The organism is Oceanimonas aquatica (genome assembly GCF_030732065.1).
Lineage (GTDB): Bacteria > Pseudomonadota > Gammaproteobacteria > Enterobacterales > Aeromonadaceae > Oceanimonas.
On the sequence record NZ_JAVBHX010000009.1, the window covers coordinates 21,748 to 41,462 of the forward strand.

The window sequence follows — 19,715 nt, forward strand, 5'->3', positions numbered from 1 at the left end:
ATGCTCAGCGATAGCGAATTCATGCGATACAGCCGGCATCTGCTGCTGGAAGAGGTGGGCGAGGAAGGTCAGCTCAAGCTGAAAAATGCCTCCGTGCTGATTGTCGGCCTGGGCGGGCTGGGCTCGCCGGCGTCCCAGTATCTGGCGGCGGCCGGGGTCGGCACCCTGTGGCTGGCCGACTTCGATCAAATTGAGGTCAGCAACCTGCAGCGTCAGACCCTGTATGACGTCGACAGCCTGAAAATGGCCAAGGCCGAAGTAGCCCGGGAAAAGCTGCAAAAGCTCAACCCTGAGATCGAGCTGGTGGCGGTCAATCAGAAAATGGACGCCGACAGCCTGGCCGGCTTTGTGGCCGAGGCGGATCTGGTACTGGACTGCACCGATAACATGACGGTGCGCCAGGCCCTGAACGCCGCCTGCTACGCCGAGGGAAAACCCCTGCTGGTGGGCGCGGCCATTCGCTTTGAAGGCCAGCTGCTGGCGCTGGACCCGTCCCGCGAGCATGGATGCTATCGCTGCCTGTATGGCCCCGAACTGGAAGAACGGCTGACCTGCAGCAACGCCGGTGTCATTGGCCCCGTTGTGGGCACCATCGGTTTGTTGCAGGCACTGGAAGCCATCAAGTATTTAACCGGCACCGGCACCGTGCCCTGGGGTGAGCTCAAGCTGTTTGACGCCAAGGCGCACCGCTGGCACGGCCTCAAGGTGCCCAAGGATCCGGCCTGTCCGGTATGTGGACCCAAGGGGAGCTAAACCATGCACATTATTCTGAACGACGAACTACATCCCCTGACCGAGGGAACCACCCTGGCGCAACTGCTGGCCGAACTGGAGCAGGACAAGCCCGGGGTGGCGGTGGCGCTCAACCGCGAAGTGGTGGCGCGCAGCCTGTGGGCCGAGCGACAGCTCGAGCCCAACGACAACATTACCCTGTTCCACGCCATTGCCGGAGGCTGAAATGAGTCTGACGATTGCCGATAAAACCTTTGAATCCCGTTTGTTTACCGGCACCGGCAAGTTTGCCAACGGCAAGCTGATGCAGGACGCCCTGCAGGCGTCGGCGTCTCAGCTGGTGACCATGGCGCTGAAGCGGGTGGATCTGAAAAACCACAGCGACGACATACTGCCGCCGCTGCTGGAGCTGGGCGTGAACCTGCTGCCCAACACCTCCGGCGCCAAGGATGCCGACGAAGCCCTGTTCGCCGCCCGCCTGGCCCGGGAAGCCCTGGGCACCAACTGGCTCAAGCTGGAAATTCACCCGGATCCCAAGTACCTGCTGCCCGATCCCATCGAGACCCTCAAGGCCGCCGAGCAGCTGGTGAAGGAAGGCTTTATCGTGCTGCCCTATTGTGGTGCCGATCCCGTGCTGTGCAAGCGGCTGGAAGAAGCCGGCTGCGCCGCCGTCATGCCCCTGGGTGCGCCCATCGGCTCCAACAAGGGCCTGGTGACTCATGACTTTCTGGAAATCATCATCGAGCAGAGCACGGTGCCGGTGGTAGTGGATGCGGGCATCGGTGCCCCCAGCCACGCCGCCTACGCCATGGAGCTGGGCGCCGACGCCGTGCTGGTGAACACCGCCATTGCCGTGGCCGGTGACCCCGTGGCCATGGGCGACGCCTTCCGCCAGGCGGTGATCTCCGGTCGCATGGCCTATGAAGCCGGCCTGGCCGGACAAAGCCGGCAGGCCCAGGCATCCAGTCCGCTGACCGCCTTCCTGGAGACCCTATGACTTTCTTCGATGTCTGGTCATCCATGGACTGGGATGACATCAAAATGAGCATCTACGGCAAGCAGCCCAGAGACGTGGAGCGGGCGCTGGCCAAGCCCAAGCGGGATCTGAACGACTTTATGGCGCTGATCTCGCCGGCGGCCGAGGCCTATCTTGAGCAAATGGCCCAGGAGTCGTACCGGCTGACCCGGCAGCGTTTTGGCAATACCGTGGGCTTTTACATTCCCCTGTATCTGTCCAACCTGTGCGCCAACGACTGCACCTATTGCGGCTTTTCCATGAGCAACCGGCTCAAGCGCAAGACCCTGAACGCCGAGGAAATCGAGCAGGAATGCCTGGCCATCAAGGCCATGGGCTTTGACACCGTGCTGCTGGTGACCGGCGAGCACGAGGGCAAGGTGGGCCTGGACTACTTCAAGCAGATGCTGCCCATCGTCAAGCGTCACTTCAGCTACGTAATGATGGAAGTGCAGCCGCTGTCCCGGGAAGAATACGCCGAGCTGCGCCAGTACGGCCTCGACAGCGTCATGGTGTATCAGGAAACCTATCAGCACCTGACCTACGACGAGCATCATATTCGCGGCAAGAAAAAGGACTTTCGCTGGCGCCTGGAAACCCCGGACCGCCTGGGCCAGGCCGGTATCGACAAGATTGGCCTGGGCGCCCTCTACGGTCTGGAAGACTGGCGTACCGACAGCTTTTATACCGCCTCGCACCTGCGTTACCTGCAGAAGCACTACTGGAAGACCCGCTATTCGGTGTCGTTCCCGCGGCTGCGCCCCTGCACCGGTGGCCTGCAGCCCAAGTCGATCATGACCGATCGCCAGCTGGTGCAGCTAATCTGCGCCTACCGCATGCTCGACGGCGAGCTGGAGCTGAGCCTCTCCACCCGGGAAGCCCAGGAATTCCGTGACAAGGTGATCCCCCTCGGCGTCACCAGCATCAGCGCTGGCTCCAAGACCCAGCCCGGCGGCTATGTGGACAACGTCAAGGAAGAGCTGGAGCAGTTCGAAATCGACGACGACCGCACTCCCGCCGAGGTGGCCAGGGCCATTGCTGCCACCGGCCTGCAGCCGGTATGGAAGGACTGGGACAACAGCTACTCCGCAAGCCGCTGAAGCCGTCCGACAGCGCAAATCTTGCCGTAGGTTGGCGATGAGCGCAGCGAATCCCAACAACAGAGCCGACGGCTGAAATGTTGGGATTCGTAAAACTCATCCCAACCTACCGGTTACAGCTCCCGCAGGGTCACGACGAGCCGGGTCGCCGATTGGCCCACAGGCATGGCAGTTGCACACGGCAACGTCTAGAATGGTCGTTTTTATCAATCCGCGCGGAGCAGCATGAACAATACGCACAGCAAGGTGATCGGCTACATATTGTGGATCTTCGGGTTCATGGGCGCTCACCGCTTCTATTACGGTCGTCCCGTCAGCGGCACCATTTACTTCTTTACCCTGGGGCTGTTCTTTATCGGCTGGATTGTGGATCTCTTCCTGATCCCGTCTATGGACAGAGCCGCCGATCAGCGTTACGCCACCGGCCCCAAGGACTACAGCATCACCTGGATACTGATGACCTTTCTCGGCATCTTCGGTCTGCACCGGCTCTATATGGGCAAGTGGGTCACCGCCATTATCTGGTTCCTCACCGGCGGCCTCTTCCTGCTCGGCTACCTTTACGACTACTGCACCCTCAACGCGCAAATCGACGAGGTAAACCGCCGTTCCCGCCGTTTTGGCTGAGGCGTTTTATTTGTGCAACAAGGGCCCGCCAGTGCGGGCCCTTGTCTTTTATACGGATTAGACATTTGGCTTAAACCCTGCATGTTCATGGCAAAATGCCGTAAAATAACTCCATAAACTTAATGATTGCGGAAGTTCTAATGAACAAAAAACAAATCATTACCGCGCTCAAGGCGGTGCGGGTGCAAAAGCCGCTGGTGCTGAACATTACCAACTATGTGGTAATGAACAACAGCGCCAATGGCCTGCTGGCGCTGGGAGCCTCGCCCATCATGGCCCATTCCCGGGATGAGCTGGCCGAGCTGGTACCGCTGGTGGGGGCTGTGGTGATCAACATCGGTACTCTCGACAGCAGCTGGATTGAGCGCATGGTGATGGCGGTTATGCTTGCCAACCAGCACGGCAAGCCGGTGGTGCTGGATCCGGTGGGCTGTGGTGCCAGCAGCCTGCGCACTCACACCTCGCGCCGGCTGGCGGGTTTGGCCGAGCGGCTGATCATTCGTGCCAACGCCTCCGAGATCATCGCCCTGGCCGGTGACAACGCCGGGGTCGAGGCTCAGGGGCGGGGCGTGGACTCGCTGGATGGCGTGGAATCGGCGCTGGCGGCGGCGCGTTATCTGACCCGCCATTACGGCGCCAGTGTGGTTATCTCCGGCGAAACCGACATTATCCTCGATGAAAACAGCGAGACCAGGCTGAACAATGGCTGCGCCATGATGCCCTTCGTGACCGGCATGGGCTGCACCCTGTCGGCGCTCACCGGTGCCTTTGCTGCCGTGGGCGAGACCTCGGGCGTGGCCGCCGCCGCGGTGATGGGCGTGGCCGGTGAGCTGGCCGCCGACATGGCCAGAGGCCCTGGCAGCCTGCAGCTGAACCTGCTCGATGCCCTCTACCGGCTGGATGCCGAGGCCCTGGACAACCGCCTGAAAATTGCGGTGACCACGCCATGAATCCCTACCGTTTATATCTGGTCACCGACGACCGCCAGCCTACCGATACCCTGCAAAAGGTGGTGGCCGAGGCCGTCGCCGGTGGTGTAACCCTGGTGCAGGTGCGGGAAAAGCACGGCGACGTGCGCGCCTTTATTGAGCGGGCCGAGGCGGTAAAAGACGCGCTCAGGGGCACTGGTGTGCCGCTGATCATCAACGATCGGGTGGATGTGGCGCTGGCGGTGGACGCCGACGGTGTGCATCTGGGGCAGACCGACCTGCCCGCCGCTCTTGCCCGCCGGTTGCTGGGGCCGGATCGGCTGCTGGGGCTGTCGGTTGAAACCGAACAGCAATTATTCGAGTCCGAATCATTGCCGGTGGACTACCTGGGTCTGAGTGCCATCTTTGCCACCCCCACCAAAACCGATCTCAAAAAGCACTGGGGGCTCAATGGCCTGAAACGGGCACTTTCGGTCAGTTCGCGTCCAATCGTCGCCATTGGCGGTATTAACGCCGACAATCTTCGGCAAGTGGCCGGTACCGGGGTGCACGGTGTGGCCCTGGTGTCGGCCATTTGCGCGGCGTCCTGTCCGCGTTCGGCGGCGCGATCGCTGCGTCGAATGATGAAGTGAAAGCTCGAGTTGAATCACACAAAAAATGCTTTTTACATAAGCGGTTAGCACCCTATTGTTTAGGGTGTTTGTGTATTTTTGCAGCGTTTTTGCGCAAATGTCTGTAAATACGTAGCTAATTCCTTTAGTATGGCAAGGTTTTTGCAGTAGAAGGAGTTAGATTGTGAGCAAGCAAAAAATCGCGATTTTGGGCGCCGGGCCCAGTGGTCTGGCACAGTTGAGAGCGTTTGAGGCAGCTCGCAAGGCAGGCGTTCAGGATCTGCCGGAAATCGTTTGTTTTGAAAAGCAAAGTGACATCGGTGGCATGTGGAACTACACATGGCGCACGGGTTTAGATAAAAATGGCGAGCCAGTTCATGGCAGCATGTATCGGTATTTGTGGTCCAACGGCCCGAAAGAGTGTCTGGAATTTGCCGACTACTCTTTTGACGAACATTTCGGCCGGGCCATTCCCTCATATCCGCCGCGTGCCGTGCTGAAAGACTACATCATGGGTCGTATCGACAAGCAGGCCATTTCTAAATACATCCGTTTCGAGTGCCCGGTTCGCTGGGTAAGCCATGACGACGCCACCGGCAAGTTCACCGTGACCGTGATGAACCACAAGACCGGTCAGCAGGAAAGCGACGAATTTGACTATGTGGTCGTGGCCACCGGTCACTTCTCCACCCCCAACATGCCTTACTTTGAAGGGGTAGAGCAGTTCCCCGGCCGGGTACTGCACGCCCATGACTTCCGCGATGCGCTGGAATTCAAGGACAAGAACGTGCTGCTGGTGGGTGCCAGCTACTCGGCGGAAGACATTGGCTCTCAGTGCTACAAGTACGGCGCCAAGTCGGTCACCATCAGCTACCGCAGCAACCCGCTGGGCTTTGAGTGGCCCGAGGGCATGGAAGAGCGTCCGCTGCTGGCTCATTTTGACGGCAACACCGGCTATTTTGCCGACGGCTCCACCAAGGAGTTCGACGCCATCATCATGTGTACCGGCTACCTGTTCCACTTCCCGTTCCTGCCGGACGCGCTGCGGCTGCAGACCCATAACTGCCTGTACCCGGACAACCTGTACAAGGGCATTTTCTTCCAGAACAACCCGAAGATGATCTACCTGGGCATGCAGGATCAGTATTTCACCTTCAACATGTTCGATGCCCAGGCCTGGTATGCCCGCGACGTCATCATGGGCAAGATTGCGCTGCCCGAGGCCGACGAGCGCCGCGCCGACATGCAGCACTGGCTGGCGCGTCACGAGCAGCTGGGTGGCTGCTGCGACTCCATCGACTTCCAGGCCAGCTACATTCGTGATCTACTCGGTCCTACCGACTATCCCGAATTCAAGGTGGAAGAGCAGGCCGCCCTGCTCAAGGTATGGCAGCAGGACAAGCAGGAAGGCATCATGAACTTCCGCGAAAAGTGCTACCGCTCCACCGTAACCGGCACCATGGCCACCCGCCTGCCGGGCACCTGGCTGGACATCAAGGACGACTCGCTGGAAAGCTTTATGTCCCTCGACTTCATCGAGAACAAGAGCTTCGACAAGGTCGACTGAGGTTGAGTCTTTGGTGAATAAAAAGCCCGCTTCATTGAAGCGGGCTTTTTTGTGCCTTAAAACTGTGCTCGAAATGCCCGGTATTCCTGCTGGGCTTCACTGGCGGTGGTGGTGATCAATCGCAGTGTCTGGCCCGGGCGGCACTGGGCCAGGCGGGCGCAGGCCAGGGGGGTAAGGGTGCCGAGACGCGGATAACCGCCAATGGTCTGGCGGTCGTTCAGCAGCACGATGGGCTGACCGTCGGGGGGCACCTGCACCGCGCCGAGCGTCAGCCCTTCCGAGACAAGCGATCCTATGTTGCACTGCAACAAGGATCCTTCCAGCCGGATCCCCATGCGATCCGATCGGGGATCCACGGACCAGGTCTGGTTAAGGGCGTCGATCAGGCTGTGATCGTCAAAATGACGAAACTGAGCGCCGGGGATAAGAGAAAGCACGGGCTCGTCGTTGTAACCCAGAGCTTCCCTTTCGGGAAGGGTGCGGGGCCGGGCTGCAGTCTGGGCCTGCGCGTTAAACACCAGGGTGTCACCGGCGGCCAGCGGGCTGCCGTCGCCCTTGTGACCGCCCAGACCATCCCGCACCACGCAGGCGGTACTGCCCAGCACAGGCTCTGCGGTAAAGCCGCCGGCCACCGCCAGATAGGCGCGCACACCGTTGCGAGCCATGGCCAGAACGAGAGTATCGCCGGCATTAAGGGTGAACGCCTGCCAGTTGGAGACGGGGCGGTCGTTGACTCGAGCCTGCAACTCGGCGCCGGTCAGCGCCAGCCGGCAGGGCGCCTGAGCGGTCAGCGTCAGCCCCCCAAGAGTGATTTCCAGCGCTGTGGCGCCCCAGGTATTGCCGGCCAGCCAGTTTGCCCAGGCCCAGGCGTGCAGGTCTGCCGGGCCGCCTTGCGCCACACCCAGGCGATGTACGCCCGAGCGACCGGCATCCTGAAGGGTGCTGAGCGGGCCGGGTTTTTCAATCAGCAGACTCACGGTGCCTCCATGGGCGTGGTATCGCCCCCCAGCCGTTCAAATTCGGCGCGGCTGACCGGTTCAAAACGGACCCGGTCGCCCACTCGCAGCAGGCTCAGGCTTTGGCTGGCGGGATCAAACAGAGTTGCCGGGGTGCGCCCCAGCAGGTTCCAGCCACCGGGGGTAGCGCGGGGGTAGGCGGCGGTCTGTCGGCCCGCCAGGGCCACACTGCCGGCAGGCACGTGCGGGCGGGGGCTTTCAAGCCGGGGCGTTTCAAGCTGCTCGGGCAGGGTGCCCATAAAGGCAAAGCCGGGGGCAAAGCCCAGCGCAAATACCCGGTAGGTATGGCCGCTGTGCAGCTCAATCACCCGCCCGGCACTCAGGCCGGTATGCTGTTCCACCCGGGCCAGATCCGGCCCCACGCTGGGGTGATACCACACCGGCAGGGCCTTTACCTCGTTCTGCGAGTTGTCTTCCAGCGGCGCGAGCCTGGCCAGCAGGGTTTGCAGCAACTGGCGGGCCTCGCCGTGATCAAGCGTGAGCGGATCGAACTGCACCAGCAGGGTGGTGTAGGATGGCACCAAATCCACCAGGTGGTCGCCAAAGGCACCCTCGCAGTCCTGCACCAGGGCGGCTATCCAGTTCATGTTGGCTTCGTCGATGTCGTCGAACAGCCGCACCAGCCAGGCGTCGAAGCCGGCGTTTTCCAGCCTGGGGTTCATGCCGGGCCGTCCAGCATGCGGCGAATGGCGGCCACGGCGGCAATGGACTCGGGGTTGTCGCCGTGCACGCACAGGGTATGGGCGATGAGCCTGAGCGGATTGCCGTCTATGGTCACCAGCGGCTCACCGGTGGCAATGCGCCGGGCCTGCTCGACGATCACCTCGGGGGCATGATGCACGGCGCCGGGCCGGCTGCGTGGCACCAGAAAGCCGGCGGCGTCGTAGGCGCGGTCGGCAAAGGCCTCAAACCACAGTGGTACGCCGTGCTCATTGGCCAGAGCCTGTGCTGGCTCTGGGTTGGCAGTGGCCATCAGCATCAGCGGCAGGCCGGGGTTAAAGGCCGCCAGGGCGCGCATGACCGCCGCCAGAATGGCCTCGTTTTGCATCATGTCGTTATAAAGGGCGCCGTGGGGCTTCACGTAATGCACTTGCGTGCCTTCGGTCCGGCAGATGGCGTCGAGCGCCCCCAGCTGGTAGAGCACCAGGTTCTCCACCTCGGCGGGCGAAACAGCCAGGGAGCGGCGGCCAAAACCCACCAGATCCGGGTAGGCGGGATGCGCCCCCACTCGCACGCCGTGCGCCTTGGCCAGGGCCACGGTGCGGCGCATGGTGTCGGGATCGGCGGCATGAAAGCCGCAGGCCACATTGGCCAGATCCACAAAGGGCATGACCGCCTCGTCCTGGCCCATGGTCCAGGGACCAAAGCTTTCTCCCATGTCGGCGTTCAGCAGCAGTGTGGCCATAAGCTCGCTTCCTTATGCGATGGAATCTGACCTTCATCTTACCGCGTCTGTGCGGGCCGGGCACTCTGGCCAGCATATGGCCTGTTTATTCTGCGTTTTGCCTCAGAAAGGCCGGCACGTCGAGATATTTACTGTCTGGTGAGGGCTGCTTGTCGTCCGCACGCTGAACGGGCAGGCTGACCTCTTCCACCACAAAGCAGCCAACACGCATTGGCTCGTTCTCGTGGGCGAAACGGATGGAGCTCACCTGCCAGCCGTCCGGCTCCAGGTTGCGGAAGTAGCTCGCGGTGGCGTTAAAGTCTTCAATGCCGGTGCTGAGGTGCATGGTCAGCACCGCCAGCACGCTGATCCGCTGGCTTGAAAAACAGGCATTAAAGCTTCGGCTCAGGTAGCCGGGCAGGCTGTCGCTGTTCAGGCCGTCTTCCCCGGCGCCGCTGTGGTAGCGGGCCATGCCCTTGCCGGAGCAGAGCACGGTGCGAAGGTCTGCAAAGTCGACCCCGATTAGGCTGGGGCGGGTCACCGGCTCGGTGAGATCCCGCAGCAGCGGCGAATACTGCTCGGGACAAGCCAGGATCAGGCAGTCGGCCCATTCTGCCAGCGCCGCTCTCAGCTCGGCCGGGCTGTCTGGCGGCAGCACCGCCAGGCAGAGCCCGGTGGTGGCTGTTTGAGCGGGCAGCAACGGCAGGTCGGCCCCGGTGGGTGCCAGCACAATCACCATGTCCGCCGGGCTGTTGCTGCCATCATCGGGCAGCCGGGTGTGGTGACGAATGCAGTTCATGGCCAGAGGGCCGAGGGGCAGGTTCTGCGGGTTGAACAGGGCGATCACCGGATCTGTAAAGTCGGCGTCAAAGGACTCAAAAGCGGGCATGGTATTTTCCTTGTGAGGTACTTGCCGGAGGCACATTTGTTCAGAAGGGGTTGAACGGCTTATCGCCCCGTTTCGAACAGGAAGGAGTCAAATATATCCTTTTCGGCGGTTTCATCGTCAAGCCCGGGCAATGTAAAGACTATTGCCAGCGGGCGGATTCCGATTATGATATGCGCTCATTTTAACCAAGAGGTCCGGCCCAACGCCGGTGTACGATATGGACTGCTCGCGAAGTTGCTTGCAACACGCTGTTAATCATTCATTTTCCTGCCTTTCTCCGCTATTTCTGGCGTCCTCCGTTTTGTTCCGACCCGCTCGCTGCCGTGGCTATACTCACGTTGCCGGCCTGGCGCGCGTGATTCGCTGATCCGCACCACCACATTCTCTCAACGAGGTAAAACATGGAATTCCTGATGGATCCGTCTGTGTGGGCGGGTTTGCTGACACTGGTTATTCTTGAAATCGTACTGGGTATCGACAACCTGGTATTTATTGCCATTCTGGTGAAAAAACTGCCGCCTCATCAGCGCGACAAGGCGCGGGTCATTGGCCTGAGCCTGGCGCTGATTATGCGTCTGGCGCTGCTCAGCGTGGTGTCGTGGCTGGTGACGCTGACCACACCGCTGATCACGCTTGGGGAGTTCAGTTTCTCCGGGCGGGATCTGATCCTCATGGCCGGGGGTCTGTTTCTGCTGTTCAAGGCCACTTCCGAGCTGCACGAGCGGCTGGAAGGCAAGATGCACGAGGAAGAAACCAGCACCGTTTACGCCGGTTTTGGGGTGGTGATTGCCCAGATCCTGGTGCTGGATGCGGTATTCTCGCTCGACTCCATTATTACCGCCGTGGGCATGGTCGACAGCCTGGCGGTGATGATGATTGCCGTGGTGGTGGCCATGGTGGTGATGCTGGCGGCTTCCAAGTCGCTCACCGACTTTGTGAACGCGCACCCCACGGTAGTGGTGCTGTGCCTGAGCTTCCTGCTGATGATCGGTTTCAGCCTGGTGGCCGAGGGCTTTGGTTTCCATATTCCCAAGGGCTACCTTTACGCCGCCATTGGCTTCTCGATTCTGATCGAGTTCTTCAACCAGCTGGCCCAGCGTAACAAGGTGCTGCAGGAAGCCCACCGGCCCCTGCGGGAGCGCACCACCGACGCCATTTTCCGGCTGATGGGCGGCAAGGACAAAACCGAAGACGAGGCGCAGGAGAGCACGCAGCAAACCGAGCAGCAGGGCTTTGTGGAAGAAGAGCGCAACATGATCAGCGGCGTGCTGTCGCTGGCCGAGCGTTCCATTCGCACCGTAATGACCCCGCGTTCCGACATTGTGTGGCTGGACGTGAACGACACCCGGGAAGAGCAGGTGGCGGAGCTGATGGCCTCGTCTCACAGCCAGTTTCCGGTGTGCGACGGCGAACTCGACAACCTGCTGGGCGTGGTGCGGGCCAAGGATCTGATGGCCGGCCTCAAGGCGGGCAAAACCCTGGCCGAGCTGGCCGAAGGCGGCGCGCCCATTATTGTGCCCGACAGCATCAGTGTGATCCGGCTGCTCAACGTGCTGCGCGACGCCCGCGGCAACATGGTACTGGTGAACGACGAGTTCGGCACCGTACAGGGCCTGGTAACCCCCCACGATCTGCTGGAAGCCATTGTCGGCGAGTTTCTGGATGAAGACGAAGACCCGGAAGTGATCACCGAAGACAACGGCTGGCTGGTGAAGGGCAGTACCGATCTGCACTATCTGGAGCAGGTGCTGTCGCGCAAGGGGCTGGTGGATCCGGACGACGAATACGCCACCCTGGCGGGCATGCTGCTGGCGCTGGCCGGTCAGCTGCCGGAAGCCGGCGCCGTGTTTGAGCACGAGGACCTGCGCTTTGAGGTGACCGAAGTGGAAGACTTCCGCATCGCCCAGGTGCGGATTACGCCACTGGCCGCCTGAGCCGGTGACTGATCAAAAAGGGAGCACACTGTGCTCCCTTTTTTTATTCTGCAGCTTGTGTCATTCCGGGCTTGACCCGGAATCTCGGGAACATGGCACCGTGTTGCCTGCAAAAAGATACCGGCACAAGGCCGGTATGACAGTGGATGGCGTTGTCACACCCGCACACTTTTTTCGTCACTCCCGCGAAGGAATGTCATCCCCAGCGAAGGCGGGGACGGGAGTCCATGCCACAGTCAGCACAGAAACCTACAGAACCCCCTCAATCGCCGCTTTCAGCCGCTTGCTCTCGGGCCCGGTAATGCTGGAAAACACCTCGGTCACGCGGCCGTCTCTGTCGATCACGTATTTATAAAAATTCCAGCGGGGCTGCTTGCCGGTCTGGCGAGTGATTTCCTTGAAAATGGGGTGGGCCGAGTCGCCCTTCACGCTTACCGGGGCCGCCATGTCGAAGGTCACGCCGTAATTCACAAAGCACATCTCCGCCGCTTCGGCCTCGCTTTTGGCCTCCTGCTTGAAGTCATCGGACGGAAAGCCCACCACTCTCAGGCCTTGCTCCTTGTATTGCTGGTGCAGGGCTTCCAGCCCCTCGAACTGGCCGGTAAAGCCGCAGTGGCTGGCGGTGTTCACCACCAGCAGCGGCTGGCCGGCAAACTGGCGCATGTCGAGGGTGTCATCGGAATGCAGCCGGGGTAACTGGTGCTCAAACAGGGCGGCGGTGTCGGGGCCCGCCGCCATGGCGGGGGCACCGAGCAAGGCGGTGCACAGGGTCGCGAACAGAGCTTTCATTACAAGACTCCTTGTTATGGCCGGTAGTGAAACAAACAGACCCGGCAGGGGCAGAAATGCTTCACCACCAGCGGTTGCGGTGCAGCCAGAACCCCAGCCCGGCCCCAAGAGCCAGCAGGCCAAGGCAGAAAACCCAGAAGGCGGCCGGACTGCCGGCCCCGGGCATGCCGCCCAGGTTGACCCCGAACAGACCGGTAAGAAAACTGGCGGGCAAAAACAGCAGCGCCATGATCGACATCTGGTAGGCGCGCTGGTTGGTGGCCTCTGTCATCATGTTGTTGACCTCTTCCGCCAGCACGGCGGTGCGCGCCAGGCCGGCGTCGAGATCGTCCATCCAGCGGCGCAGCCGGTCGGCAATGTCGAGCAGGCGGCGGCGATCGTCGTCGTTAAGCCAGCCGATCTTTTCGCTGGCCAGCCGCGCCACCAGATCCAATTGGGGGGAGAGGTAGCGGCGCACCAGGATCAGCTGTTTACGCATATGGCCAAGCAGGCCGTGGCCGGGAATTTCCCGCTCCATGATGCATTCTTCCAGCCGCAGAATGCGGTCGTGCAGGCTTTCCACAAACTCGCCCACCCGGTCGGTGAGGGCATCGCACATCTCCACCAGCCAGTCGCCCAGGGTGACGGGCTCTTCGCTGTTGCCCAGTTGCTCGTACACATCCTTTTCCGACAGCAGCGGCCGGTGCCGGCTGCTGATAATCAGTGAGGGCGTGATGTAGATGCGCAGCGCCACCATTTCTTCCGGGCTGTCGCCCTGGTTGTGGTTAATGCCGCGCAGGGTGAGCAGCAGGTTGTCGCCCTGGCGCACCAGCTTGGGCCGGCTGCTCTGGCCCAGCAGGGCCTCGCGGGCGCTCTCAGTGACGAGGTTGGTGTTGCGCAGCCAGTCGGCGGCCTCGGGCTGCTCATAGTCCAGATGCAGCCACACCGGCGCCGTGGTGGTGGCCGGCAGCTCGGCCCCCGCCGCCAAGGGCTTCAACCCGCCCTCAACGCTCAGTTGCAGGCGATAAATGCACTGTTTGGGTATTTTTTCCATGGGCGATCTCCCCACAGTTGAAAACTCACAGCTTATAGCAAGGTGTGAGCAGGTTCATGCGAAACCTCTTTGTTGTGTCTATAAAATGACATTTGCATTGAATTTTATTGGAAAGAGGACAGAATGTATCCAAATGAAAATTAACATGAACATGTGGTGTTCATTTTTAATTGAGTATTGTTGACTAGGAGAATTACATGAGACGTTTGGCTGTCTTATTTTTCGTGGCGCTTATGGCCGGTTGTGCATCTTATGGCAACGAGATTGATCAATCACAAGTTGAAAGAATTGTGAAAGGGGAAACGACAGAGACTGAAGTTAGAAGCATGCTGGGAAGCCCAATGTCTGTCGGAATTTCTTCTGAAGGAAAAAAGTATTACATGTACGTCTATACCCGCTCTCAGGTTAAGGCTTCTTCATTTATACCTGTAGTTGGCTTGGTTGCCGGTGGTGCTGACACCAATACTCAGACACTTCAAGTATGGTTTGACGAGAGCGGCGTAGTATCAAGTTATGCCTACAATAATACGGATCAGGAGATTAAGACAGGAATCTTCTAGAGCTCGAATTTTTCAGGAGTAAAAGCTTTATGAGTAACTCCCTTAGATTTCTTTTTCGGGCCTGTTTAGGCCCGTTTTTATTCCGTAGTGAGTAGAGTTGATCATTTAAATGAATGCTCTCCTCATTTGCATATGGTCTTTATGACTTTGACAGTATTTAGCCCGCTGTGACGAGGTTCTCGATGCTGTTCGTTCCGCCAAAGCGGAGTATGCTCATCAGTATTCCTCACTTAAACGACTGACTTATGCGCCGAGGCTCGTACCACCCGGATATGGATGACGCCACCATCAATGTCCGTACCCTGAAAACCCTGATCCCCTACCTGCTGGCCTGGAAGGGCCGCATCGCGCTGGCGCTGTTGTGCCTGGTGGCGGCCAAGCTGGCCAGTGTGGGTCTGCCCTTTATTCTCAAGCACATAGTGGACGGCATGGACACCGCCGTCAGCACTGTGGTGGCGCTGCCGCTGGGGCTGTTGCTGGCCTACGGCACGGTGCGCTTTGCCAATGTGCTGTTCGGCGAAATTCGCGATGCCCTGTTTGGCCGGGTCACCGAGCGGGCCATGCGCCGCATTGGCCTGAATGTGTTTAACCATCTGCACCGGCTGGAGCTGGACTTTCACCTCAACCGCAGCACCGGCGGCCTCTCGCGGGACATAGAGCGGGGCGTGACCGGGGTGGGCTTTTTGCTGCGTTTTATGGTGTTCAACATTGTGCCCACCCTGCTGGAAATCGGTCTGGTCACGGCGCTGCTGCTGATCAACTACTCGGTGTGGTTTGCGCTGATTACGCTTGGGGCCGTGGTGGTGTATGTGGCCTGGTCGGTGGTGGCCACCGACTGGCGCACTCGCTATGTGCGTGCCGCCAACAAGGCCGACTCGCAAACCCATAGCCGGGCGGTGGACAGCCTGCTCAACTTTGAAACGGTGAAATACTTCAACAACGAGCAGTACGAGGCGGGCCGCTACGATCAGGATCTGGCCGAGTGGGAGCGAGCCCGGCGCAACAACCGGCTCAGTCTGTTTGCACTGAATGGCGTTCAGGCGCTGATCATTGCCGTGGCCATGACCGCCATGATGATACTGGCCGGCCAGCAGGTGGTGGCGGGCACCATGACCCTGGGTGATTTTGTGCTGATCAACGCCTTTATGATGCAGCTGTTTCTGCCGCTGAATTTTCTTGGCTTTGTGTACCGGGAGATGAAGGGGTCACTGGCCAACATCGAACGCATGTTTGCGCTGCTGCGCCGCCGGCCGCAAATCAATGATGCGGAAAATGCCCCTGAACTTGAAGTCGGCCGGGGCGAAATCGAGTTTCGCAATGTGAGCTTTGGCTACCGCACCGACCGGCAAATTCTGCACGATCTCAGTTTTACCCTGAGGCCGCAGCAAAAGCTGGCTGTGGTGGGAGCCAGCGGCTCGGGCAAGTCCACCCTGGTGAAGCTGATGTTTCGGTTTTACGAGGTGGGCGAGGGCGCCATTCTCATCGACGGCCAAGACATACGGGAAGTGAGCCAGGCCTCGCTGCGCCGGGCCATCGGCATAGTGCCCCAGGATACGGTGCTGTTTAACGCCTCCATTTACGACAACATTCGTTATGGCCGCATCGACGCCAGCGAAAGCGAAGTGAACCAGGCCATTCGCCTGGCCCACCTCGATGAGTTTATTGCCAAGTTGCCGGAAGGCAGCGCCACCCTGGTGGGGGAGCGCGGGCTCAAGCTGAGCGGTGGCGAAAAGCAGCGGGTGGCCATTGCCCGCACCATTTTAAAGCGCCCGCCCATTCTGGTGTTTGACGAGGCCACCTCGTCCCTCGACAGCCGCTCCGAGCGCAGCATTCTGCGCGCCATTCGCGAGGTGTCGCGGGGGCAGAGCAGCCTGGTGATCGCGCACCGGCTGTCCACCGTTGTCGATGCCGACCACATTCTGGTGATGCAGGACGGCCGCATCGCCGAGCAGGGCAGCCACGAGCAACTGCTGGCCAAAGACGGTCTTTACGCCCAACTGTGGCGGCTGCAACAACAGCAGCGCCGGCAAGTAAATGAGCCGCCGGCGGTAGACTAGCGGTTCACATCCACCACCAGCCGGCCGCGTACCCGGCCCGCCAGCAGGTCATCGGCGGCTTCTATGGCCTCGCTCAGGGCAATCTCCCGCGTGGTTTGTTCCAGCAGGCCGGTGTCCAGTTCTTCGGCCAGTCGCGCCCAGGCCTGATCCCGCTCGCCTTGAGGGCGGGTTACGCTGTTAATGCCGAGCAGGGTGACGCCACGTAGAATAAAGGGCGCCACCGTGGCCGGAAAGTCCATTCCCTGAGCCAGACCACAGGCGGCCACCAGGCCGTCTTCCATGGTCTGGGCGCAGGCATTGGCCAGGGTGTAGCTGCCCACCGAATCGATTACCGCTGCCCAGCGGGCCCTGGCCAGGGGCTTGCCGGGGGCGGAGAGCGCGTCTCTGTGCATCACCTCGGCGGCACCCAGTGCGGTCAGATAGTCCTGTTCTTCCAGGCGGCCGGTCGAGGCCACCACCCGGTAGCCCCGTTGAGCCAGCAGCATGATGGCCAGGCTGCCCACGCCACCGCTGGCGCCGGTCACCAGCACCTCGCCCTTGTCCGGGGTCAGGCCGTGGCGCTCCAGTGCCATTAAACACAGCATGGCGGTGTAGCCAGCGGTGCCGATGGCCATGGCCTGACGGCTGTTGAGATTGTCCGGCAGCCGGGTCAGCCAGCCGGCCTTTACTTTGGCCCGCTGTGCCAGTCCGCCCCAGTGCCCTTCACCCACGCCCCAGCCGTTCAGCAGCACCCGATCACCGGGTTGCCACTGGTCGCTGGTGCTGTGCTCCACCACCCCGGCCAGATCCACGCCCGGCACCATGGGAAAGCGGCGCACAATGGGGCCCTTGCCGGTAATGGCGAGGGCGTCCTTGTAGTTGAGGGTGCTCCACTCCACCCGTACGCTGACTTCGCCTTCTGGCAAATCCGAGGTATTCAGTTGAGTAAGGGCGGCCTGGGAGGTCTGGTCGTCGGCCTGGCTGATCAGAATGGCGTTGAACATAAGCGTACTCCTTTTATTTAGACTGATCGTCTATAAATGAGTGTGAAAAAAGGCCTCAGCGGGGCAGCCGGGCCAGAAACTCCTGTCCGAACAGCGCCATGGGGGCGTTGCTCCGTACAATGCGGGCCCGTTGCACGGCGCCTTCCCAGCCAATCCAGAACAGCTCGGCCAGGCGTTCGCAGTCGGCATCGGCGGCGATGTCGCCGCGTTCGGCGGCCCGTTGCAGGCAAGCCGCCAGCCGTTGCTCCCAGCTTTGCAGAATGGCCTGCAGCAGCTCGCGGTAGCTGGCCGGCAAAATGGTGACTTCCTGGCACAGGTTGCCCACCAGGCAGCCGCGCCGGAAATCGTGGCGGGCCATGCCGGCCATGGCGTCCTGCATAAAGTGCTCAATGCGCAGCAAGGGCGGGGTGTGGTCATCCAGCAGCCAGCGATCCAGCTTGGCGGCAAAATAGGCGGCGTAGCGCTCCATCACCGCCTGGCCAAAGGCTTCCTTGCTGTCGAAATAGTGATAAAAGGAGCCCTTGGGCACACCTACTCGTTTGAGCACACCGTCGATGCCGGTGGCCACAAAGCCCTGTTCGGTGAGCACCACCACGCCGCAACGAATAAGGGCGTCGCGGGTGTCGGGGTTATCGCGGGGCTGGCGGGGCGGCCGGCCCCGGCGTTTGGGAGCGGATGCATTCATGGCAATTAATTTAGACTGGTTGTCTACAAAAGGCAATGACCGCCTCGCCGGCGGCCGGACTGTGATACATATGAGTGCAGATGGCGGCGGTGGCCGCGCAAACAGGAGACAAACATGATTCGGGTCTATGCCGGGCTGGCACTGTGGTATGCGGTGCTCAGCCTGGTCACCTTTGGCGTGTACTGGTGGGACAAGCGTGCCGCTATCCACGGCCAGTGGCGGGTGCGGGAGCGCACCCTGCACATGCTGGCCCTGCTGGGAGGCTGGCCCGGCGCCTGGCTGGGACAGCGGCTGCTTCGGCACAAGTCGCGCAAGCCCTCGTTCCGCATGGTGTTCTGGCTGACGGTGCTGCTCAACCTGTTGCTGCCGGTGGCACTGTGGTGGGGGCGCTGGGGATAACCCCTATACTGGCAGAACACGCCATGACCGGAGGTCGCCATCTTGTTGCGTTTGCTTGCCATTGTGATGCTGAGTGTTGGGCTGGTTGCGGTGCCGGCACAGGCGCTGACCTTTACCCCGGCGCAAATGCTGGCATGGAATGCCAAACGCTTTGACGGCCGCACCGACTACCGGCTGGTGTTTGACCCCGAACTGCAGCGGCGAGTGCTCAGGGCCGAGAGCCGGGGCGGGGCCTCGGGGCTGTTTTATGAAGGGCGTATCGATCTGCAGGCCACGCCCTGGCTCAGCTGGCAGTGGCGGGTGGACCGCTTTCCGGGCATAAGCAACGAGCGGGTAAAAAGCGGTGACGATTTTGCGCTGCGGGTTTATGTGGTGGTGCGCGACGGCTGGACCCAGCTCAGCAGCCGGGCCATCAGTTATGTGTGGGCCCGGCAGGCAGGTACGGGGCAAAGCTGGCCCAATCCCTTTGCCGGCAACAAGGCCATGATGCTGGCGCTGCAGACCGGCCCAGCTGCGGGCTGGGTGCGGGAAAAACGCAACCTCAGGGCCGACCTGCAGCGGCTGTTCGGCAAGGATTTTCGTTATCTGGACGCGGTGGCCATCATGACCGATGCCGACAACGGCGGCGGCACCGCCATCGGCTACTATGGCGATCTCGCCTTTAGCGCAGAATAGAGGCCTGCCTTTTCAGGCCCGGCGCCATCTGTCATACCCCCCGGCAATGAATATGGCTTACCATGGCCACAGCCGGGCGGCGACACGCCGGGTGAACAGCCGATACAGAAGAGAAACGAGTCATGCCGGAACAGTCCGAACAACAGCAGTACCTGGAGCACACCGAAAACTGGGTGAAGCAGGTGATCATGAAATACAACCTCTGCCCCTTTGCCCGGCGGGAGGTGGAGCGTGCCAGCATTCGCTATGTGGTGGTGGAAGAACACAAGCCGAAAATGGTGCTGCAGGCATTGCTGGCCGAGTGCCGGCTGCTGGACGAGCAGCCGGAGGTGGAAACTACCTTGGTGATCCTTCCCCGTGGCTTTGAGGGGTTTTACGCCTTTCTGGATCTGGTCGACCTGGCCAATGACCTGCTGTTTGAGCAGGGCTTCGAGGGTGAGTATCAGCTGGCCACCTTTCACCCCGACTATTGTTTCGACGGCGAGCCTCAGGATGACGCCGCCAACTACACCAACCGCGCGCCCTATCCCACCCTGCATCTCATCCGGGAAGCCAGTATGGAGAAGGTCCTGGCGGATTACGACGATCCCGAGTCCATACCCGAACGCAACATTCGGTTTGCCCGGCGCAAGGGCAGCGATTTTTTCGCCCGGCTGCTGGCGCAGTGCACTCAGCCACCGAGCCGTGACTGAGCAATTGGCGCTCCAGGGGGCCGTTTTGCTGCCATGTT

Annotated in this window: 22 protein-coding genes; 14 read left to right on the top strand and 8 right to left on the bottom strand. The window is 60.9% G+C overall.

Annotated elements, in window-relative coordinates:
• The 8 genes from Q9290_RS13060 to Q9290_RS13095 all read left to right on the top strand — a co-directional run bounded on the left by Q9290_RS13060 (window position 1) and on the right by Q9290_RS13095 (window position 6,581).
• The gene (locus Q9290_RS13060) at window positions 1–753 is read left to right on the top strand and encodes a HesA/MoeB/ThiF family protein (RefSeq protein WP_306080090.1); all 753 of its coding nucleotides are present in this window, start codon (window positions 1–3) and stop codon (window positions 751–753) included.
• Window positions 754–756: 3 nt separating this feature from the next.
• Window positions 757–957, top strand: a complete 201-nt coding sequence (gene thiS, locus Q9290_RS13065; RefSeq protein WP_306080091.1) for a sulfur carrier protein ThiS — start codon at window positions 757–759, stop codon at window positions 955–957.
• Between the two features lies 1 nt (window position 958).
• Window positions 959–1,729, top strand: a complete 771-nt coding sequence (locus Q9290_RS13070; RefSeq protein ID WP_306080092.1) for a thiazole synthase — start codon at window positions 959–961, stop codon at window positions 1,727–1,729.
• Window positions 1,726–2,847 (top strand): 2-iminoacetate synthase ThiH, encoded by a 1,122-nt coding sequence (gene thiH / locus Q9290_RS13075; RefSeq protein ID WP_306080093.1) that lies wholly within the window; start codon window positions 1,726–1,728, stop codon window positions 2,845–2,847. Before Q9290_RS13070 ends, thiH begins: the two co-directional genes overlap by 4 nt.
• Window positions 2,848–3,072: 225 nt before the next feature.
• Window positions 3,073–3,474 carry an NINE protein gene (locus Q9290_RS13080; RefSeq protein WP_306080094.1) on the top strand — a complete coding sequence of 134 codons (402 nt, stop codon included), beginning with the start codon at window positions 3,073–3,075 and terminating at the stop codon, window positions 3,472–3,474.
• 140 nt (window positions 3,475–3,614) lie between these two features.
• Window positions 3,615–4,424, top strand: coding sequence for a hydroxyethylthiazole kinase (thiM, locus tag Q9290_RS13085; protein WP_306080095.1), 810 nt, complete (start codon window positions 3,615–3,617; stop codon window positions 4,422–4,424).
• Window positions 4,421–5,035 (top strand): thiamine phosphate synthase, encoded by a 615-nt coding sequence (gene thiE, locus Q9290_RS13090; RefSeq protein WP_306080096.1) that lies wholly within the window; start codon window positions 4,421–4,423, stop codon window positions 5,033–5,035. The genes thiM and thiE overlap by 4 nt, the downstream gene beginning before the upstream one ends.
• Window positions 5,036–5,198: 163 nt before the next feature.
• Window positions 5,199–6,581: an NAD(P)-binding domain-containing protein gene (locus tag Q9290_RS13095; RefSeq protein WP_306080097.1), complete on the top strand. Its 1,383-nt coding sequence runs from the start codon at window positions 5,199–5,201 to the stop codon at window positions 6,579–6,581.
• A gap of 56 nt (window positions 6,582–6,637) precedes the next feature.
• On the opposite strand, the gene Q9290_RS13100 is transcribed toward Q9290_RS13095, so the two are convergent.
• The 4 genes from Q9290_RS13100 to Q9290_RS13115 all read right to left on the bottom strand — a co-directional run bounded on the left by Q9290_RS13100 (window position 6,638) and on the right by Q9290_RS13115 (window position 9,870).
• Complete coding sequence (locus tag Q9290_RS13100; protein WP_306080098.1) at window positions 6,638–7,558, bottom strand: 5-oxoprolinase subunit C family protein; 921 nt, start codon at window positions 7,556–7,558, stop codon at window positions 6,638–6,640.
• Window positions 7,555–8,259 (bottom strand): 5-oxoprolinase subunit PxpB, encoded by a 705-nt coding sequence (gene pxpB, locus Q9290_RS13105; protein WP_306080099.1) that lies wholly within the window; start codon window positions 8,257–8,259, stop codon window positions 7,555–7,557. The genes Q9290_RS13100 and pxpB overlap by 4 nt, the downstream gene beginning before the upstream one ends.
• Window positions 8,256–9,002, bottom strand: coding sequence for a 5-oxoprolinase subunit PxpA (locus tag Q9290_RS13110; protein ID WP_306080100.1), 747 nt, complete (start codon window positions 9,000–9,002; stop codon window positions 8,256–8,258). The genes pxpB and Q9290_RS13110 overlap by 4 nt, the downstream gene beginning before the upstream one ends.
• Before the next feature lie 85 nt (window positions 9,003–9,087).
• Window positions 9,088–9,870, bottom strand: a complete 783-nt coding sequence (locus Q9290_RS13115; protein ID WP_306080101.1) for a hypothetical protein — start codon at window positions 9,868–9,870, stop codon at window positions 9,088–9,090.
• A 401-nt stretch (window positions 9,871–10,271) separates the two neighbouring features.
• Here Q9290_RS13115 and Q9290_RS13120 point away from each other — a divergent pair, with 401 nt between their 5' ends.
• Window positions 10,272–11,804 (top strand): TerC family protein, encoded by a 1,533-nt coding sequence (locus Q9290_RS13120; RefSeq protein ID WP_306080102.1) that lies wholly within the window; start codon window positions 10,272–10,274, stop codon window positions 11,802–11,804.
• A gap of 249 nt (window positions 11,805–12,053) precedes the next feature.
• Here Q9290_RS13120 and Q9290_RS13125 read toward each other — a convergent pair whose 3' ends face one another.
• Entirely contained in the window at window positions 12,054–12,593 is a 540-nt protein-coding gene (locus Q9290_RS13125) for a glutathione peroxidase (RefSeq protein WP_306080103.1), read from the bottom strand.
• 61 nt (window positions 12,594–12,654) lie between these two features.
• Entirely contained in the window at window positions 12,655–13,626 is a 972-nt protein-coding gene (gene zntB / locus Q9290_RS13130) for a zinc transporter ZntB (protein ID WP_306080104.1), read from the bottom strand.
• Window positions 13,627–13,823: 197 nt separating this feature from the next.
• Here zntB and bamE point away from each other — a divergent pair, with 197 nt between their 5' ends.
• Window positions 13,824–14,186, top strand: a complete 363-nt coding sequence (gene bamE, locus Q9290_RS13135) for an outer membrane protein assembly factor BamE domain-containing protein (protein ID WP_306080105.1) — start codon at window positions 13,824–13,826, stop codon at window positions 14,184–14,186.
• A 245-nt stretch (window positions 14,187–14,431) separates the two neighbouring features.
• On the top strand, window positions 14,432–16,243 hold the full coding sequence (locus tag Q9290_RS13140) for an ABCB family ABC transporter ATP-binding protein/permease (protein ID WP_306080106.1): 1,812 nt from the start codon (window positions 14,432–14,434) through the stop codon (window positions 16,241–16,243).
• Here the strand turns inward: Q9290_RS13140 and acuI are convergent.
• Entirely contained in the window at window positions 16,240–17,226 is a 987-nt protein-coding gene (gene acuI / locus Q9290_RS13145; RefSeq protein WP_306080107.1) for an acrylyl-CoA reductase (NADPH), read from the bottom strand. The two genes, Q9290_RS13140 and acuI, sit on opposite strands and share 4 nt — an antisense overlap.
• A gap of 55 nt (window positions 17,227–17,281) precedes the next feature.
• Window positions 17,282–17,911: an acrylate utilization transcriptional regulator AcuR gene (gene acuR / locus Q9290_RS13150; protein ID WP_306080108.1), complete on the bottom strand. Its 630-nt coding sequence runs from the start codon at window positions 17,909–17,911 to the stop codon at window positions 17,282–17,284.
• Between the two features lie 114 nt (window positions 17,912–18,025).
• Between acuR and Q9290_RS13155 the strand changes: the two genes are divergently transcribed.
• From Q9290_RS13155 to Q9290_RS13165, 3 genes are all read left to right on the top strand, one after another.
• Window positions 18,026–18,310 carry a DUF1294 domain-containing protein gene (locus Q9290_RS13155; protein WP_306080109.1) on the top strand — a complete coding sequence of 95 codons (285 nt, stop codon included), beginning with the start codon at window positions 18,026–18,028 and terminating at the stop codon, window positions 18,308–18,310.
• 42 nt (window positions 18,311–18,352) lie between these two features.
• Window positions 18,353–18,985 (top strand): DUF3047 domain-containing protein, encoded by a 633-nt coding sequence (locus Q9290_RS13160; RefSeq protein WP_306080110.1) that lies wholly within the window; start codon window positions 18,353–18,355, stop codon window positions 18,983–18,985.
• 122 nt (window positions 18,986–19,107) lie between these two features.
• On the top strand, window positions 19,108–19,677 hold the full coding sequence (locus Q9290_RS13165) for a DUF1415 domain-containing protein (RefSeq protein ID WP_306080111.1): 570 nt from the start codon (window positions 19,108–19,110) through the stop codon (window positions 19,675–19,677).
• The last annotated feature ends 38 nt before the right edge of the window (window positions 19,678–19,715 follow it).

What these genes read in the sequence shown, in the direction of transcription:
- acuR (WP_306080108.1), bottom strand. Translation starts at nt 17,911, where the DNA reads ATGAATGCATCCGCTCCCAAACGCCGGGGCCGGCCGCCCCGCCAGCCC.
- Q9290_RS13110 (WP_306080100.1), bottom strand. Translation starts at nt 9,002, where the DNA reads ATGGCCACACTGCTGCTGAACGCCGACATGGGAGAAAGCTTTGGTCCC.
- thiM (WP_306080095.1), top strand. Translation starts at nt 3,615, where the DNA reads ATGAACAAAAAACAAATCATTACCGCGCTCAAGGCGGTGCGGGTGCAA.
- Q9290_RS13080 (WP_306080094.1), top strand. Translation starts at nt 3,073, where the DNA reads ATGAACAATACGCACAGCAAGGTGATCGGCTACATATTGTGGATCTTC.
- thiE (WP_306080096.1), top strand. Translation starts at nt 4,421, where the DNA reads ATGAATCCCTACCGTTTATATCTGGTCACCGACGACCGCCAGCCTACC.
- acuI (WP_306080107.1), bottom strand. Translation starts at nt 17,226, where the DNA reads ATGTTCAACGCCATTCTGATCAGCCAGGCCGACGACCAGACCTCCCAG.
- Q9290_RS13140 (WP_306080106.1), top strand. Translation starts at nt 14,432, where the DNA reads ATGCGCCGAGGCTCGTACCACCCGGATATGGATGACGCCACCATCAAT.
- Q9290_RS13125 (WP_306080103.1), bottom strand. Translation starts at nt 12,593, where the DNA reads ATGAAAGCTCTGTTCGCGACCCTGTGCACCGCCTTGCTCGGTGCCCCC.
- Q9290_RS13120 (WP_306080102.1), top strand. Translation starts at nt 10,272, where the DNA reads ATGGAATTCCTGATGGATCCGTCTGTGTGGGCGGGTTTGCTGACACTG.
- bamE (WP_306080105.1), top strand. Translation starts at nt 13,824, where the DNA reads ATGAGACGTTTGGCTGTCTTATTTTTCGTGGCGCTTATGGCCGGTTGT.
- thiS (WP_306080091.1), top strand. Translation starts at nt 757, where the DNA reads ATGCACATTATTCTGAACGACGAACTACATCCCCTGACCGAGGGAACC.
- pxpB (WP_306080099.1), bottom strand. Translation starts at nt 8,259, where the DNA reads ATGAACCCCAGGCTGGAAAACGCCGGCTTCGACGCCTGGCTGGTGCGG.
- Q9290_RS13165 (WP_306080111.1), top strand. Translation starts at nt 19,108, where the DNA reads ATGCCGGAACAGTCCGAACAACAGCAGTACCTGGAGCACACCGAAAAC.
- zntB (WP_306080104.1), bottom strand. Translation starts at nt 13,626, where the DNA reads ATGGAAAAAATACCCAAACAGTGCATTTATCGCCTGCAACTGAGCGTT.
- Q9290_RS13070 (WP_306080092.1), top strand. Translation starts at nt 959, where the DNA reads ATGAGTCTGACGATTGCCGATAAAACCTTTGAATCCCGTTTGTTTACC.
- Q9290_RS13155 (WP_306080109.1), top strand. Translation starts at nt 18,026, where the DNA reads ATGATTCGGGTCTATGCCGGGCTGGCACTGTGGTATGCGGTGCTCAGC.
- Q9290_RS13115 (WP_306080101.1), bottom strand. Translation starts at nt 9,870, where the DNA reads ATGCCCGCTTTTGAGTCCTTTGACGCCGACTTTACAGATCCGGTGATC.
- thiH (WP_306080093.1), top strand. Translation starts at nt 1,726, where the DNA reads ATGACTTTCTTCGATGTCTGGTCATCCATGGACTGGGATGACATCAAA.
- Q9290_RS13060 (WP_306080090.1), top strand. Translation starts at nt 1, where the DNA reads ATGCTCAGCGATAGCGAATTCATGCGATACAGCCGGCATCTGCTGCTG.